11 protein-coding genes and 1 pseudogene are annotated in these 16,934 nt (G+C 70.5%); 7 read left to right on the top strand and 5 right to left on the bottom strand.

What is annotated here, in order from left to right; translation table 11 throughout:
• Positions 1–71: 71 nt before the first annotated feature.
• Both DRB89_RS04455 and xylB read right to left on the bottom strand, forming a co-directional pair.
• Positions 72–1,283, bottom strand: a complete 1,212-nt coding sequence (locus DRB89_RS04455) for an ROK family protein (protein ID WP_112447269.1) — start codon at positions 1,281–1,283, stop codon at positions 72–74.
• Positions 1,284–1,296: 13 nt separating this feature from the next.
• On the bottom strand, positions 1,297–2,727 hold the full coding sequence (xylB, locus tag DRB89_RS04450) for a xylulokinase (RefSeq protein ID WP_112447271.1): 1,431 nt from the start codon (positions 2,725–2,727) through the stop codon (positions 1,297–1,299).
• Positions 2,728–2,820: 93 nt separating this feature from the next.
• Here xylB and xylA point away from each other — a divergent pair, with 93 nt between their 5' ends.
• Entirely contained in the window at positions 2,821–3,993 is a 1,173-nt protein-coding gene (xylA, locus tag DRB89_RS04445) for a xylose isomerase (protein ID WP_112447273.1), read from the top strand.
• A gap of 213 nt (positions 3,994–4,206) precedes the next feature.
• Here xylA and DRB89_RS04440 read toward each other — a convergent pair whose 3' ends face one another.
• Entirely contained in the window at positions 4,207–5,637 is a 1,431-nt protein-coding gene (locus tag DRB89_RS04440; protein ID WP_112447275.1) for a non-reducing end alpha-L-arabinofuranosidase family hydrolase, read from the bottom strand.
• A gap of 1,190 nt (positions 5,638–6,827) precedes the next feature.
• Between DRB89_RS04440 and chvE the strand changes: the two genes are divergently transcribed.
• The 3 genes from chvE to mmsB all read left to right on the top strand — a co-directional run bounded on the left by chvE (position 6,828) and on the right by mmsB (position 10,811).
• Positions 6,828–7,922 carry a multiple monosaccharide ABC transporter substrate-binding protein gene (chvE, locus tag DRB89_RS04435; protein ID WP_112447277.1) on the top strand — a complete coding sequence of 365 codons (1,095 nt, stop codon included), beginning with the start codon at positions 6,828–6,830 and terminating at the stop codon, positions 7,920–7,922.
• A gap of 102 nt (positions 7,923–8,024) precedes the next feature.
• Positions 8,025–9,572 carry a multiple monosaccharide ABC transporter ATP-binding protein gene (mmsA, locus tag DRB89_RS04430; RefSeq protein WP_112447280.1) on the top strand — a complete coding sequence of 516 codons (1,548 nt, stop codon included), beginning with the start codon at positions 8,025–8,027 and terminating at the stop codon, positions 9,570–9,572.
• Between the two features lie 3 nt (positions 9,573–9,575).
• Positions 9,576–10,811: a multiple monosaccharide ABC transporter permease gene (gene mmsB / locus DRB89_RS04425; protein ID WP_239516015.1), complete on the top strand. Its 1,236-nt coding sequence runs from the start codon at positions 9,576–9,578 to the stop codon at positions 10,809–10,811.
• 53 nt (positions 10,812–10,864) lie between these two features.
• Here mmsB and DRB89_RS04420 read toward each other — a convergent pair.
• Positions 10,865–11,211: pseudogene (locus DRB89_RS04420) on the bottom strand (hypothetical protein).
• Positions 11,212–11,442: 231 nt separating this feature from the next.
• Between DRB89_RS04420 and DRB89_RS04415 the strand changes: the two are divergent.
• From DRB89_RS04415 to DRB89_RS04405, 3 genes are all read left to right on the top strand, one after another.
• A complete protein-coding gene (locus tag DRB89_RS04415; protein WP_239516014.1) occupies positions 11,443–12,342 on the top strand; it encodes an expansin EXLX1 family cellulose-binding protein in 900 nt (299 codons plus the stop codon).
• A 124-nt stretch (positions 12,343–12,466) separates the two neighbouring features.
• A complete protein-coding gene (locus DRB89_RS04410) occupies positions 12,467–13,000 on the top strand; it encodes a SigE family RNA polymerase sigma factor (RefSeq protein ID WP_112447285.1) in 534 nt (177 codons plus the stop codon).
• Positions 12,997–13,797: a hypothetical protein gene (locus tag DRB89_RS04405; RefSeq protein ID WP_112447287.1), complete on the top strand. Its 801-nt coding sequence runs from the start codon at positions 12,997–12,999 to the stop codon at positions 13,795–13,797. Before DRB89_RS04410 ends, DRB89_RS04405 begins: the two co-directional genes overlap by 4 nt.
• A 68-nt stretch (positions 13,798–13,865) precedes the next feature.
• On the opposite strand, the gene DRB89_RS04400 is transcribed toward DRB89_RS04405, so the two are convergent.
• Positions 13,866–16,412: an RICIN domain-containing protein gene (locus tag DRB89_RS04400; protein WP_239516733.1), complete on the bottom strand. Its 2,547-nt coding sequence runs from the start codon at positions 16,410–16,412 to the stop codon at positions 13,866–13,868.
• Positions 16,413–16,934 lie beyond the last annotated feature (522 nt).

Here is a 16,934-nt window from a genome sequence, read left to right as displayed (position 1 = left end):
TGTTCGATCACGCCCGGCGCCGGGCCGGCCGGGCGTCCTGGCACGGTGAGCCTTTCCGGTCACAGCACAAGTCAGCGGATGGGCAGGCGGGTGGGGTCGGCGATGATCTGTTGGACCGTCGACCATGCCGCACCCAGGACCGGTCCGCGGCGCCCCAGGGCGGAGGGGCGTACCGCCTCCGGGTTCCAGGGCCGGACGGTGACCCTCGCCGCCAGTTCGGCGCGTACCGACGGGAGGAGCCAGTCGGCGAGTTCGGTGTAGGCGCCGCCCAGCACGAGGCCGTCCGGGTCGATCAGGTTCACCGCCGAGGTCAGGGCGAGGCCCAGGGCCCGCCCTGCGCGGTCCAGGGCGCGCAGGGTCGCGGCGTCCCCGGCGGCTGCCCGCTCGGCGAGCAGGGCCACCGGGTCGCCGACGTGTCCCAGCCCGGCCTCGCGCAGTACGGCCGCTTCGCCCGCGTACTGCTCCAGGCAGCCGCGTGCCCCGCAGGCGCAAGGGGCGCCCTCCGGGTGGACGGGCAGGTGCCCGAGTTCGCCCGCGAAGCCGCGGGCGCCCCGGAACAGCTGCCCGCCGATGACCAGTGCGGCGCCGATTCCGGCCTCGGCGGAGACGTGTACGAAGGTCTCGGCGGGGTTGCCCCGGTGCCACTGCTCGGCCAGCGCCCCGAGGTTGGCTTCGTTCTCCGGCTCGGGCGCGGTATCGGGGTCGGGCCAGTGGTCGGCGGGGCGGACGGCTTGCCAGCCGAGGTTGGGAGCGTTCGCGACCAGTCCGCCCGGCTCGTTCGGCACCACCCCCGGCACGGCCAGGACGCGTCCCTCGACGCGCAGGCCGAGGGCCGCGGCCTCGGACTCCGCTTCGGCGCCCAGCGCGGCGGCCTCCGCCAGCACCTCTCCGGCCGGCCGGCCCGCGTTGGCCCGCTCCACGCGACGCCAGACCCGGGGTTCACCGCGCAGGTCCACGACGCACGCGGCGAGATGGGTGACGCCGATCTCCAGGCCGAGGCCCGCGGGACCCCGGTCGTTCAGGGCCAGCGCCCGTCCGGGACGGCCGACCCGTCCGCTGGGCGCGGTCTCCGTCTCGGTCAGCGCTCCCCGGCCAATGAGCTCGTCGACCATGGAGGAGACGGCCGGCCTGGTCAGGCCCGTGTGCCCGGCCACGTCCGCCCGGGAGAGCGGTCCGTGCGCGGCGACCACGCCGATCACCACCGCGAGGTTCCGCCGGCGCATCCCCTGCTGCGAGGCGGGCTCGACTTCCATGCCGCCGCTCGCCCTGCCGGTCCCCGTCATCGACCCGACCCTCCTATCGTTCTCCCGGCGGGACCTCCTGCAGGGCCCGCGCCCGCCGCAGCGTACTGGTGATCCGTTCGAGCGTGTCGTCGTCACGGGGTACGGGCTCCAGTACCCGGCCCTCTGCGGTCCGCCAGCGCCGGGCGACGGCGTCGGCGGGCTCACCGGTGAGCAGTGCGGCGGCCTGGGCGGCGGCCCCGAGCGCGACCAGTTCCCGGGCTTCGGGCACCTGGACCGCTCGTCCGGACAGTCGTAGGACCGTCCTCTGCCAGGCCCTGCCGCGAGCTCCGCCGCCGATCAGCAGCAGTGGTTCGTCGGGGGCGGGGCTCTCGCCTCCGGCACGCAGCACGTCGTCCAGGGCCGCGAGCAGGGCGTGGGCGGCTCCGTCGTAGGCGGCCTGGAGCAGCCGGCCCGGGGTGGTGTCGTGGCGCAGGCCGTGGACCAGGCCGGAAGCGCCCGGGAGGTCGGGGGTGCGCTCGCCGTCCAGGTAGGGAAGCACCACCACCGTGCCGCCGCTCTCGACGTCCTCGCGGTCGCGGCCGACGAGGGCGGCGAAGCGGTCGACGGCGAGGGTGCAGTTGAGCGTGCAGGCGAGCGGCAGCCAGCCGCCGAGGGCATCGGCGAAGCCGGCGACGGTTCCGCTCGGGTCGGCGGGCCGGGTCCGGCCGACGGCATAGACGGTGCCGGAGGTACCGAGGCTCAGCACCGGACGTCCGGGGGGCAGGCCCAGGCCGAGGGCGGCGGCCATGTTGTCGCCGGTCCCGGTCGCCACCAGTGCGCCCTCGCGCAGCGGCATCCCGGCCCGGACGACGCCTGCCCGGGCTCCCGGCGCCAGGACCTGCGGCAGCAGCCCGGGGTCGAGGCCGATCCGGCCGAGGACGTCCTGGTCGTAGCCGTCCGGGCCCCACCAGCCGGTTCCCGACGCGTCCCCGCGGTCCGTCACCGCCTCACCGGTCAGCCGCTCCGTCAGGAAGTCGTGGGGAAGCCGGACGGCTGCGACGCGGTCGGCGGCGGCACGCTCGTTCGTGTGCAGCCAGGCCCACTTGGCGGCCGTGAAGGCGGCCGTGGGGACGCTTCCGGTGCGGCGGGCGAGCTCTGCCGCGCCGAACGCGGCCGCGAGTTCGGCGGCCTGCGGGGCGGAGCGGACGTCGTTCCAGAGCAGTGCCGGGCGCACCGGCCGTCCGGCCGCGTCGAGGGTGACCAGGCCGTGCTGCTGGCCGGCGATCGAGCAGGCGGCGGCGCGATCGGCCCGGCCGGTGCCCGTCATGGCCTCGCCGAGCGCCCGCCACCACTGTTCGGGGTCGCTCTCGCGTCCGGCGCCCGCGCTGACGGCGTGAGCGGCGCGGCCCTCGCCCAGGACGGCGCCGGTGTCCAGGTCGACGGCGAGGGCCTTGGTGGCCTGGGTCGAGCTGTCGACACCGATCACGACACGCTGAGCAGACATGCGTTCCTCCGGTGGGGTTCCTTCTGGCGTGTCCGCATACTAATTTGTTTTTCGCCATTACAAATAGTCCTCGGCCCAGATCCGGAGCGCCTCATGACCAGCGACCCGCTCGTCCCCACCCCCGCGCACAGGTTCACCTTCGGCCTGTGGACCGTCGGCTGGCAGGGCCGGGACCCCTTCGGCGACGCCACCCGACCCGCCCTCGACCCGGTCGAGAGCGTGGAGCGGCTGGCCGGGCTCGGCGCCTACGGCGTCACGTTCCACGACGACGACCTGATCCCCTTCGGCGCCGGCGAGGCCGCCCGCGAGCAGGCGGTCAAGCGTTTTCGCACCGCACTCGACACGGCCGGGCTGAAGGTCCCGATGGCCACCACCAACCTCTTCACCCACCCGGTGTTCAAGGACGGCGCCTTCACCGCGAACGACCGGGACGTACGCCGGTACGCGCTCCGCAAGACGATCCGCAACATCGACCTGGCCGTGGAACTCGGCGCCTCGGTCTACGTCGCCTGGGGCGGCCGCGAAGGCGCGGAGTCGGGCGCGGCCAAGGACGTGCGCTCCGCCCTCGACCGACTGAAGGAGGCCTTCGACCTGCTGGGCGAGTACGTCGAGAACCAGGGATACGACCTGCGCTTCGCGATCGAACCCAAGCCCAACGAGCCGCGCGGCGACATCCTGCTGCCCACCATCGGCCACGCCCTGGCGTTCATCAACGAGCTGGAGCGGCCCGAGCGGGTCGGCCTCAACCCGGAGGTCGGCCACGAGCAGATGGCCGGGCTGAACTTCCCGCACGGCATCGCCCAGGCCCTGTGGCACGACAAGCTGTTCCACATCGACCTCAACGGCCAGACGGGCATCAAGTACGACCAGGACCTGCGCTTCGGTGCGGGCGACCTGCGCCAGGCCTTCTGGCTGGTCGACCTGCTGGAGTCGGCCGGCTACGACGGCCCCCGTCACTTCGACTTCAAGCCGCCGCGCACCGAGGACTCCGCCGGCGTCTGGGCTTCGGCGGCCGGCTGCATGCGCAACTACCTGCTCCTGGCGGAGCGCGCCCGCGCCTTCCGGACCGATCCGGAGGTCCGGGCCGCGCTCGCCGCCTCCCGGCTGCCCGAACTGGCCCTCCCCACCGCCGCGGACGGCCTGGCCGGGCTGCTGGCCGACCCGACCGCCTTCGAAGCATTCGACGTCGACGCCGCCGCCCGCCACGGCATGGCCTTCGAGCACCTGGACCAGCTCGCCCTCGAACACCTCCTCGGTGCCCGCTGAGCCGGTGTACCCAAGAGCCGGGCCGTGGCGTTCCACGGCCCGGCTCCGCTACGCCTTGGCCGCCGGTACAGGATGAGGAACCCCAGCCGATGCGCGGCTGGGGTTCCTCGGTGCGGCGAGCATCGGTCAGCAGGTGGAGTTGCCCACGCCGTAAACCGCTCGTCTACGCGTCGACGGACCGCACCCCATCGCGATCACCGCGGTTCAGGCGGGTCAGCGCTGCAGGGTGAGCAGACCCGGCCGGTACGGCAGCTTCAGGTAGTCGGTGCCCTCCGGTGTGTTGGTGGGGAGGCCCTGGTAGAGGAACTGCAGGTTGCAGGGATCGATGGTCATGGTCTGATCGGGGTTGTTGCGGACCAGGTCACCGTGGCTGACGCCCTTGGCCCAGGTGGAACCGCTGTTGGCCTGACCCGCGAAGGGGCTGCTCTCGCTGCCGGCCTGGACGGTCCACGGACCGTTCAGGCTGGAGGCGGTGAACGAGCGGAAGTAGCGGTTCGAACCCTGCGCCTCAACGATCATGAGGTACTGGTTCCGGCCCTGGACCTTGTAGACCTCCGGCGCCTCGAACAGAAGGTCCGTCGCGTCGCTCATGACCGTCGTGTACGAGGAGCCGAAGTTGCCCGGGAAGTTCCCGATCGGCATGCTCGCCCGGTAGATCTTGCCGTTGTCGGCGGCGAAGAACAGGTACATGTTCTGGTCATCGGCGATCATGGTCGGGTCGATCGGGGCGTCCCTCCGGTCCCCGGGTCCCACGGGCAGGCTGCCGGTGAACAGCGGCTGCGCGGCGGACCAGCCGTTGGGGTTGGTGGGGTCGCTGGACGTGCGGTAGTAGAGCGGCCACTGACTCCACTGGGACACCATCACCCAGACGTTCTTGGGCGCGAAGTAGAACAGTTCGGGCGCCACCGCGGGCTCGTTCATCCCGGTCTGGGTGGCCGCCCCCATGTCCGACCAGTTCGTGAAGGGACTGAACGCCGTCGAGCCCCACGCCGTTCCGCTGGAGGTGGTCGCGTAGACCAGGTGCTTGCCGTTGTACGTGGTGGTGCTGAAGTCTTTCAGCGCGAGCTGCCCGTTCGCCGGCTGCGCCAGCGGAGCCGTCGAGGTCCACCGGTAGGTCGACGGAAGAGCACACGCGTTGCTCGCCCCGGACAGGCCGGTCCACTTCTGGTTGGTGCCAGCGTGGCACGACCAGATCTGCACCCCCGTGCCGTTGGCCGTACCCCAGCCCGAGACCTCCAGGCACAGCCCGGACCGCACGCCGACGATCGTCCCGTCGGGGTTCACCCGCCACTGCTGGTTCTCACTGCCGTCGCACGTCCAGATCTGCACCGGGGTCCCGGACGTGGTGGCGCCGCCCCGGACATCCAGGCACTTGTTGCCGTACACGGTCAGCTGGCTGCTGTCCGTCAACGTCCACTGCTGGTTGATTCCACCGTGGCAGTCCCAGATGTGCACGTTTGCGCCGTCGGACTGACTGAAGCCCGCCACATCGAGACAGCGGCCGGAAGCAACACCGCGCAAGTCGCTGGTGGTGGCCGCCTGAGCCGGGCCGGCGACGAGCAGCGCCGCCAACGCCGCCAGGGCGGCAACCGCGGCGGCGAGCACCGCGGACAGGTGTCTGCGGCTGGAACTCTGTCTGCGCATTGAGATCTCCTTTGTGACCGGATGAGCCGTCACGCGGTTCAGGCAGGGGCGACCTGTCCTCGGCACCTGCGGATCCGGCTGGATCGGGCACGGCGCGTCGGAGCGGCGGCAAGGTGTGGCCCCTGGGGTGGTGGGGGACGCCGGAGCATTGTTAGCGCTAACAATTTGCAGTTCGCACATCGGCGTTGGAGGCAGGAGACCAGGGGCCTGAGCGACTGTCAAGATCTTCTGCAAGAATCCGTCGGATCACTGAAGCAGAATCAGGACGGTCAACCGCAGGGGGATTTGCTGGAGTTGAGGCCCAGCAAGTCGGCCTCAACCCGTAGCGGCACGGCACTGCCCACCTGAAGTCAAGCGACCCTGCCCGCGCACGATTCCCTCCGCCGGCTCGTCGTCACACTGTTCCCGCAGACGACCTCGCCGAGGTTGCCTTACAAGGCGATCGAGTCGCGAATCCCCATGGGCGGTCGAGTCGTCGCGGGGCTCCGGGCGGCCAAGTTGCCTAAGCCATACCAACCGCAACAGGCAACGAGCCATACCCAGAGCCCCTGGGCTCCGGCGGTCCTACGAATGAGCGGTCCGAACCCGCAGTAAAAACGTAAGACCAGGCAACCAACCCCGGGCGCCCAGGTCGCGTACGCCGCGGCGGCCGAGACCGAGCAGCAAGTACCGTGCCTGGTAGCCGCCTCAGGCCCCGGATCTGTTCTCCACCGCAGCCATGGGACCCTCAGCCGGCTGCTGGATCCGACCGCGACGTGCGGCACGGAACCGACATGCCGGGCGGGGCGGGCCCCGCGAAACCCCGTCACACTCCCGTCCTCGAGCAGACGAACGGCCGACGGTAGGCTGGCGGGTGCCCAGAACCAAGATCCGGTCCACTCGTGGATACGCCTCACCCCAGCCGCAGAAGCCGCCGCTTGCGGTCAGCCCGCCCCGGACGTGCTCGATGGGCGGTCGCATCGCGGAGAACGGCGATCCCCCGCAACTTCGTTGCCCCAACGGCGATCCGAACAGACCCTTGACGGCACACTTGTGAGCGTTAACACTCAGGTATCGCCAGGCCGGAGCCGCCGCGAACCCGGACTTCACACAGTGCGAGGAGACGACTCCCGGCCGGCCCCGCTCGACCGCTTCCGGCTTCTCCCAACCGGGTCGCACCGTGCCGGTCGCGGAACATCACTGGAGGAACTGTGCGGAAGCTTTCAGCGGGCCTTGTCACCCTGGGTCTGACGCTGTCGCTGGCAGCCTGCGGCCAGAGCGCCAACGGAGCAGGCGAGGGTGGGGCCGGCGGGGAGGTCAAAGGCGGCCTCGTCGGCATCGCGATGCCGACCAAGTCGTCGGAGCGCTGGATCAACGACGGCAACAACATGGTCAAGGAGTTCCAGGCCAAGGGTTACAAGACCGATCTCCAGTACGGCGACAACGTCGTGGAGAACCAGGTCTCCCAGGTGGAGAACATGATCACCAAGGGCGCCAAGCTGCTGGTGATCGCCGCCATCGACGGTTCCTCGCTCACCAACGTGCTGCAGAAGGCCGCCGACGCCCACATCCCCGTCATCTCCTACGACCGGCTGATCCGCGGCACCGGGAACGTCGACTACTACGCGACCTTCGACAACCACAAGGTCGGCGTCCTCCAGGGCAGTTACATCGTCGACAAGCTCGGCCTCAAGGACGGCAAGGGCCCGTTCAACATCGAGCTGTTCGCCGGCTCGCCGGACGACAACAACGCCACGTTCTTCTTCAACGGTGCGATGAGCGTCCTCAAGCCGTACATCGACGACAAGAAGCTGGTCGTGCAGAGCGGCCAGACCTCCTTCAACCAGATCGCCACGCTGCGCTGGGACGGCGGCCTCGCCCAGTCCCGGATGGACAACCTGCTGAGCAAGTCGTACACCGCCGCCCGCGTCGACGCCGTGCTCTCGCCGTACGACGGCATCTCGATCGGCATCATCTCCTCGCTCAAGGGCGTCGGCTACGGTGCCGGCCAGCCCATTCCCGTCGTCACGGGCCAGGACGGCGAGCTGGCCTCGGTGAAGTCGATCATCGCGGGCGAGCAGACCCAGACCGTCTACAAGGACACCCGCCAACTGGCCAAGTCCGCAGTCCAGATGGGCGACGCGCTGCTGACGGGCGGCAAGCCCGAGGTCAACGACACCGGCCAGTACAACAACGGCGTCAAGACCGTACCGGCGCAGCTGCTCCAGCCGGTCAGCGTCGACAAGGAGAACTACCAGAAGGTCCTGGTGGACAGCGGCCAGTACACCGCGGACCAGCTCAAGTAGCCCACGGAGCCCGACCGACGGGTCCGGCGACGACGAAACGGCGGTGCGACGCCCACGGGACCGCCCGGCGCCGCACCGCCCCGATGATACGGATGCACAACCATGGCCCGACCCGTTCTCGAGATGCGGTCAATCAGCAAGACGTTTCCCGGTGTGAAGGCCCTCTCCGAAGTCAACCTCACCGTCACCGCGGGTGAGGTGCACGCCGTCTGCGGTGAGAACGGCGCCGGCAAGTCCACGCTGATGAAGGTACTCAGCGGGGTCCACCCCCATGGCGGCTACCAGGGCGAGATCTACTTCGAGGGCGAGCCCTGCCGCTTCAAGGACATCCGGGCCAGCGAGCAGCGCGGCATCGTGATCATCCACCAGGAACTCGCGCTGGTGCCCTACCTGTCCATCGCCGAGAACATCTTCCTCGGCAACGAGCACGCCACCCGGGGCGTCATCAGCTGGCACAAGACGCTGACCCACGCCGCCGCACTGATCCGGCAGGTCGGACTCGACGAGAGCCCGCACACCAGGATCGCCGATCTCGGCGTGGGCAAACAGCAGTTGGTCGAGATCGCCAAGGCGCTCGCCAAGAAGGTCAAACTGCTCATCCTGGACGAGCCGACGGCCGCCCTGAACGACGAGGACAGCCGCAAGCTGCTCGACCTGATCCTCGAACTCAAGGCGCAGGGCATCTCCTGCATCCTCATCTCGCACAAGCTGAACGAAATCGCCCGGGTCGCCGATGCCGTCACCATCCTGCGCGACGGGCGGACCATCGAGACGATCGCGATCGGTCCCGAGGGCATCTCCGAGGAGCGGATCATCCGCGGCATGGTCGGCCGCGACCTGGAACACCGCTACCCCGAGCGCGCCTCCGAGATCGGCGAGGTCGCCTTCGAGATCGAGGACTGGAGCGTCCAACACCCGATCGACCACCGGCGCAAGGTGGTCGACGGCGTCTCGCTCAACGTCCGTCGAGGCGAGATCGTCGGCATCGCCGGCCTCATGGGCGCCGGCCGCACCGAACTGGCCATGAGCGTCTTCGGCCGCTCGTACGGGCGATGGACCGGCGGCCGGGTGCGGCTGGACGGCCGGGAGATCCGTACCCGGACGGTGCCGGAGGCGATCGGGCACGGCATCGCATACGTGACCGAGGACCGCAAGCAGCTCGGCCTCAACCTGGGCGACGACATCAGCCGGAACATCTCTCTGAGCGCCCTCGGCAAGGTCGCCCGGCGGGGCTGGGTCGACCGGCACGAGGAGGCGAGGGTCGCCGAATCGTTCCGGCGGACCATGAACATCAAGGCCCCCTCGGTGTTCGCGGAGACCGGCAAACTCAGCGGCGGCAACCAGCAGAAGGTCGTCCTCAGCAAGTGGATCTTCGCCGAGCCGGACGTGCTGATACTCGACGAACCCACCCGGGGCATCGACATCGGCGCCAAGGCGGAGATCTACACCGTCATCGCCGAACTCGCCGCCCAGGGCAAGGCGGTGCTCGTCATCTCCTCCGAACTCCCCGAACTCCTGGGCATGTGCGACCGGATCTACACCATGGCCGCAGGCCGGATCACCGGTGAGGTCAACCGCGCGGACGCCACCCAGGAATCCCTCATGCGGCTCATGACCATGAGCGCGGCATACCCCGACAAGCAGGTGTGAGGCATGGCCCAGACCAAGACCACCCCAGACACCACGCCCCGCACACCGGAGACCGGCCGACGACCGTCGGCCGGTGCCGTACTGGCCCGAGCGCTGCGCGGCAACCTGCGCCAGTACGGGATGCTGCTCGCGCTGGCGCTGATCGTGCTGTTGTTCCAGTTCTGGACGGGCGGCATCCTGCTCCAGCCGCTCAACATCACCAATCTGATCCAGCAGAACGGCTACATCCTCATCCTGGCCATCGGCATGATGATCGTGATCATCGCCGGGCACATCGACCTGTCGGTCGGGTCGCTCGCCGCCTTCGTCGGGGCGGCCGCGGCGGTGATGATGGTCAAACACCACGCGCCGTGGCCCGTGGCGCTGGTGGCCGCGCTGCTGATCGGGGCTCTCGCCGGAGCCTGGCAAGGGTTCTGGATCGCCTATCTCGGGATCCCCTCGTTCATCGTCACGCTGGCCGGCATGCTGCTGTTCCGCGGTGGGACCCAGATCCTCCTTCAGGGCCAGTCGGTGGCGCCGTTCCCCAAGGGCTTCCAGAACATCAGCAGCGGCTTCCTCCCCGTGGTCGGCCCCCACACCAACTACCACAACCTCACCCTGCTACTGGGCTTCGTGGTGCTGGCCGTCGCGATCCTGCAGGAGGTGCGCGGACGGCGGCGGGCCGCCTCGTACGGGCTGGAACCGCTCCCGGCCGGTCTGTTCCTGGTGAAGCTCGGCGCGATCACCGCGGCCGTGGTGGCCTTCACGCTGCTGCTGGCCAGCTACCACGGGGTGCCGATCGTTCTGCTGATCCTCGGCGTCCTGCTGGTCGGCTTCGGATACGTGATGCGCAACTCGATCCTCGGCCGGCACACCTACGCCATCGGCGGAAACGAGGCGGCGGCGAGGCTGTCCGGGGTGAAGAGCAAGCGGGTCGTCTTCCTGGCCTTCGTGAACATGGGCGTCCTCGCGGCCCTGGCCGGGATGGTCTTCGCCGCGCGGCTCAACGCAGGTACGCCGCAGGCCGGCATCAACTTCGAGCTGGAGGCGATCGCCGCCGCCTTCATCGGCGGCGCCTCCGCGAGCGGCGGTGTGGGAACCGTCATCGGCGCGCTCACCGGCGGTCTGGTGCTGGGCGTACTGAACAACGGCATGTCGCTGGTCGGCGTGGGCACGGACTACCAGCAGGTGATCAAGGGCCTGGTACTGCTCGCGGCCGTCGGCTTCGACGTCTACAACAAGCGCAAGGCCGGAGGCTGACCCTGCCCCTCCTCGGCTCGGCGCCGCCGCCCGCAGGAGGAGGGACCACTCGCCTACCGGGAGCCCGCCTCCTGCGGCTCCGCTCGCGCGTCGACGATCCGCTCGAAGAAGAACTCGTGCTTGAGGAAGGAGACGTCGTACTCATGACCCGGGTACGGCGGGATCAGCTGAGCGGCTGGATCAGCCGCCAGCCCGCCCGGAGCGCCGCCACCCCCGACTCGTACGGCGGCTCGTCGCCGTCGCCCGTGGTCGGCGAGGTGCGGCCCGTGCCGTCGTACCGCGACCAGCCCACGACATGGGAGTCCGGCGCCGAGGTGGCCAAGTAGAGGACCAGCACCTGCTGCCGCAGCACCGGCGCGGCGCCTTGCGCCCGCTCGGGGAGAATCGCTCCGGTCGTCATGCCTGTGCCGTCCAGCCCATTTCCCGGACTCCCTCGCTCAGTGAGCGGACCGATACGGGACACCGCTGCCCGACCGCCCTGAACGACCCGCCGCGCGCCCGCTTCCTACCGTCGGCAACCTTTTCGCGTCCTGCGGCGACCAGGCAGTGCACCTCGACTCGGATCTTCGAACGGACGGACATGCAGACTGCACGGCAGGCCGCGCGGCAGCGCAGGCGTAGACACAGGCTGATGCTGGGGACGGCAGTGATACTGACCGTCGCGGGCGTCCTCATCTGCCTGGTGACGGCCATGCTCCCCGGCCCCAAGGCCGGGGCCGGGGCGCCGGCCGACATGGCCGCCCCCGCCGCCACCCTGGCGGGAACCACGCCCTCGGCCCCGACGAGCCCCACGCCCCCGGCGGATAGCTCGCATGCCGCGGCGACCCCGAGCACGGCCGTCGCAGCGACCACCGCGGCGACGCCACCGCCTTCGGCTAAGGAGGCCCCACCGGCGGCGTCCACCCCGGCACCGTCGGCGGGACGCATCCAGCCCGAGACCACCTACAAGGCCGTCGCCACCGCCTACGCCGCCGCCGACGGCAACGGCGCCTGCCTGTTCGGCCCGAGCGACGACCTCATGATCGCGGCGATGAACACCACCGACTACGAGTCGTCCAGGGCCTGTGGCGCGTACGTGCGCGTCCGCGCCGCGAACGGCGCCTCGATCACGGTCCGGATCACCAACGAATGCCCGCTCCCCTGCGCGCCCGGACAACTGGACCTCAGCGAACAGGCCTTCGCGAAACTGGCCGAGCTCAAGGTCGGCCGCATCCCGATCACCTGGAGCCTGGTGAGCCCCCGCACGTCCGACACCCTCTCCCTCCGGTACAAGACCGGGTCCAGCGCCCACTGGTGCGGCATCCAGGTGATCGACCACCGGAATCCGGTCGCACGGCTGGAGGTACGCACCGGCAAGGGCTGGCGGAAGCTGCCCCGTACCGACTACAACTACTTCCTCTCCGCCGACGGCGGTGGGTGCGGCGGCGCGATGAGGATCACCGACATCTACGGAGAGCAGTTGACGGTCGACGGGACCGCGCTGCTGCCGAACGTCGCACAACCGACCAGGGTCCAGTTCGCCGCGCACTGAGACTCACCGCGGCGGGGGGCGGAGCCGGGGCACGCCGCATCGGCGCGCCCCGGCCAACCGGGCACTGGTACGCTGCCGCCCGGATGTTAGCGCACACATTTTGCGGAGGGGACGACCACCGGACATGGTCCTCGATGACGCGTCCGCGGAGTTCCACGACTTCTTCGAACGCCACTACGCCGAACTCGCCCGGTTCGCCCGTCTCCTGACGGGCGAGGCGGACGGCGCCGACGATCTGGCCGCGGACGCCCTGCTCGCGCTGTGGCAGCGCTGGGACCGGCTGCGCCAGGCCGAGTACCCGCTCGCCTACGCCCGTGGCGTGGTCGCCAACCTGGCACGGTCGCGGATCCGCAGCACGGTGCGCGAGCGCCGCCGGATCGCCCTGTTCTGGTCCCGCGGTGCGGAGCCGTTGCACGGTCCGGACGTGGCCGGCGTGGTGGACGTGCGGACCGCTCTCGCCCGGTTGCCGTTCCGGAAGCGGTCGTGCGTGGTCCTGCGGCATGCCTTCGACCTGTCCGAGAAGGACACCGCTCTGGCGCTCGGAATATCGGTCGGTACGGTGAAGAGCCAGACCTCGAAGGGAATGGCCGAGCTGGAACGGATGCTGGGCAGCACAGGAGCAGCCGGGGAACTGTTGGCGGGGAGGAGGAGCCGTTGAACGAGGAACTCACCAGGCGGCTGCGCGCGGCCGCCGAGGCCCACCAGCCCGACCGTGCCCGGATCCTGGCACGCGTGGAACGCGGCATGTCCGGTGCCCCCGTCCGCCACCGCGAGTCTTCGGGCGCGAGGCCCTGGCCCAGGATCGCACTCGCTTCCCTGGCCGCGGCCGGCACTCTGGCGGTCGGCGGCTTCGCCGTCGCCGCCATCGTCCAGTCGCCGCCGGCCCGGCCGGATGTCTCGGCCACCCCCGCCGCGCCCTCCGTGCCGTCCGGGACTCCCCGGCCGACACCATCGGCGCCCGCCACCGGCCGCCCGACCACGCCGGACCGTTCGTCCCCGACGGACCCCAGCCCTTCGGCGTCAGGCGCCGCGGGCTCTGCCCGGCCTGGCAGCGCACACGTCCAGGACGGGCCTCTGTCGTCGGCCGGCTCCTTGGGCGCGAACAGCAACAGCTTCTGGGCGCAGAGCAACATCACCCTCAAGTCCACCCAGCCGCTCACCGCACTCACCGTGGAACTGCGCATCACGCAGACCGGCGCAGTGCAGAGCACCGGCAGCTGGCGGACGCTGCCCGCCGAGGATTTCACCGTCACCGTGCAGAACGAGGGCGGAGCAGTGGTCTACCGCTGGATCCTCAAGCCGGGCCGCACGGTACCGGCCGGACAGCATGTCTTCGCCGGCCAGTACAACCACGCCGCCGGCGCACGCGAGGTCGAGCACGACGGCTACCGCGTCGACGCCGGCGGTCCCCGCGGCGCCCTCTCGGTCTGGGGCGGCTTCACCCCGGCACGATGAGGCCGTGCCGCTTCCCCGGCCCGTGGGTGGCACGGCGCTGAGCGCCGTACGCCCACGGGCCGGGAGGATCAGGACAGGTCGCCGTACACCACGCCACGGCCGTAGCCGCCCAGGTAGACCCGCCCGTACACGTCGGGGTCGCCACTGATGACGCTGATGGCGCTGCCACCGAACTGGTGCTGGTCGTCGTTGATCCGGACCCAGGCCGAGCCGCCGTCGGTTGAACGGAACAGCCCGGTGACGCCCTTCACCTTCCCGCTGAGGTAGAGCGCCTGGTACCGGGCACCCGGGGCCGGCTTGCCGAAGCCGACGCCGCTCGCCTGCTCCACGCCGCCGAGCTTGCCGAAGCTCTTCCCCCCGTTGGTGGAGTGCAGGAGTCCATTGCCCCCGCCGGCGATCCACAGGTCACCTGCGATGCCCGGAACCGCCTTGAGCTGCCCGCTGCCCAGACCGGTGGCCCGGGCGGTGAAGTTCTTTCCGCCGTCGGTGCTGGCGTACAAGGTGCCGCCGCTGAGGGCGTAGAAGGTGTTCGCCGCCGAACGGTCGGCCACCACGGCCGTGTTCTCGGGCAGACCGGAGGCCGCCGTCCAGGCCGAGCCGCGGTTGGTCGAGGAGTACGGAACCTGCCCATCAGGGGCCCACACCACGGCGACGCCGTCCGCCGAGACGGCCACGGAACCGCCGCCCGCGTCGCGCACCGGCGCCGTGGCGAACGGCGCCCAGTCGGCTCCGCCGTCGGCCGAGTAGGCGCCGTGCTGCTCGCCACCGAGACCGACCCGCACCATGAACCGCGGCTTCGACTGGGCGAAGTCGATACCCGTGGTGTTGGTGAACAGCGGCCCGGACAGCGCCTTGGCGGGCACCTTGGTGAGGTCCTCGTGCCGGAAGCCGCTGACATCGCCGAGCGCACTGATCAGGGGAAGACCAGGGGGCTTGATCAGCCCGAGCGTCGCGGTCTCCTCCAACCCCTTCGCCGGGATGGTCCAGTGCGTCGCCCGCCCGCTGTCCGCCGCGGTCACGTCGTGGCTACCCCACATCCCCGATCCCGTGCCGTACAGCACGTGCCCGGAATCGAAGGGGTCGATGGCCAGGGCGCCCATCCAGTGACCGATGCCGGTGCCCACGTACGGCGCTGCGGAGCTGTCCCGGACCGAGGTCGCGCCGAGCGCCTTCCAGGAGGTGCCGCCGTCGGCCGACCGGTAGATCTCGTCCGAGGGCCACCAGCGGTCCAGCGTGGTGACCATCACCGTGGACGGGCGCTGCGGATCGACCGCCAGGCCGGCGAACCCGTAGCCGCCACTGGACGGCGAGATGTTCTTCCAGCCCCCGGTGGACGGCGTGTGCTTCCACACCGAACCGGCCGTCACGCCGTTCGGGCCCGGCGCGTTGGTGTACGTCAGGTACAGCGAGCCGTCGCCGGACAGCACACCGTGCTGCGGCAGCAGCCCCTTCGGCTGGCCGGGCACGGCCTGCCAGGTGCTGCCACCGTCGGTGGAGCGGTACAGCGAGGTGGTCTTGTCGGCCACCCCGACGTAGATCGTCCGGCTGCCGGACGGGCCGAAGGTCACGAAGGAGAGGCCGACGCCGCTGCTCGCACCGTTCTTCACGGGGAAGCTGCCGACCTGGCTCCACGTCACGCCGTAGTCGGTGCTGCGCCAGAGCCCGTTCTTGCGGGTACCCAGGTAGAGCGTGCCGTGATCGGACGGGTCCACCACCAGCCGCTCGCCCATGGACCGGCCGTCCTCGTTGCCGCCCAGTTTGAACGGCAGATCGGTGCGCTGGAACGTCCTGCCCTGGTCCCTGGAGCGCAGGATCGCGCCGTTGCCCGCCCAGTCGTTGGTGTAGGTGCCGCTCGCGAGGTACAGGCGGTTCGGGTCGACCGGGTCGGTCGCCAGACTCTCGATTCCCAGCAGGTTCCAGTCGGCTCCGCCGATCCAGTCGGTCAAGGAGGTCCACCGGGCGGCGGTCGCGTCCCAGCGGTAGGCGCCGCCGATGTCGGTCCGTGCGTACAGCAGGTCCTTGCGGGCGGGGTTGAAGACCAGCCCGGTGACGAACCCGCCACCGACGATCTGCGCGTTGTGCCAGGTGTACCTGCCCGAGCCGCCCGCCTTCACCAGCTTCCACCGCTGGTTGGTGCCCCCATGGTCCGCGTACTGGATGAGCGGCACGCCGTCGCCGCTGGAGCCGCCCCACACGTCCAGCACCATGCCGCTGCTCCGCGAGACGATCTTCACCGCCGCACCGCCGGCCTTCTCGATCTTCCACTGCTGCGCGGCCTCGCCGTGGCCGGACTGCTGCTCGATGGCGGCCGCCGACTGTATGGAGGCACCCCGCACACCGAGGACCTTCTTGCTGCTGCGGTTCTCCAGCTCGTAGTAGCCGTCCCCCGTCGGCCTCAGCCGCCAGTGCTGACTCGCGGCACCGGCCACGCGGCTCTGCTGCCGTGTCCAGGCGCCGTCCGACGTGTCCGCGCCGGGCACGTCCAGCACCTTGTCGCTGCGCACGGACACCACCTCGTAATAGGCGTCGGAATCCAACGTCGCGGCCTTCGAGTCGGCCTGCACGAACAGCAGGTAGGGGCCGAGCACACCGGGCACGCCCAGCGCCAGACCCATCGTCGTCCAGCGCCGGCGGTGGCGTCCACGCGTACGTCGCGCGCCACCGGCCGCGCGCGTGCGCCGACCGCGACCGTGCGCGGTGGGATCCGTCTCGTTCATGGGGGGCTCCTCGCTCCGAGCCTGCCTCGCACACCGGTTCTGGTCAGCGGTGCGCAGCAGCATGCGGCGGTGTGATCGGACGATCCGTGGGTGTGATCGTCTTCGGGTCGCCCGTCAGTCGCCACAGCTCCGCAAAAGGTTGCCGCCCGCCGAACCGACGGCAGGCCAGGGCGATCTTCCGCAGGGCCGGCAGCAGTGGCGTCGGCCTTCAACACGCATCTCAAAGCGGAACGGGTGGGCAGGACAGGGCAGGGGAAGGGACCACCGGACGGTGATCATCTGGATCACCTGCGGGTTCTTCGGTTCATCGGGCAGCCACGAGCAACCGGCGGACCAAGGTCGCGGGCCAGGTACGGGGCTACCGCCAGAAGCCGGGTCGCGGTGTTCGGTGCGGTGCCTCTCCCCCAGCTACCGCCGGGA

The sequence above is a fragment of the Streptomyces sp. ICC4 genome (genome assembly GCF_003287915.1).
GTDB classification, from domain to species: Bacteria; Actinomycetota; Actinomycetes; order Streptomycetales; family Streptomycetaceae; genus Streptomyces; species Streptomyces tritrimontium.
The sequence above is the reverse complement of the archived record's forward strand: the minus strand, read 5'-3'. Positions and strand labels throughout refer to the sequence as shown.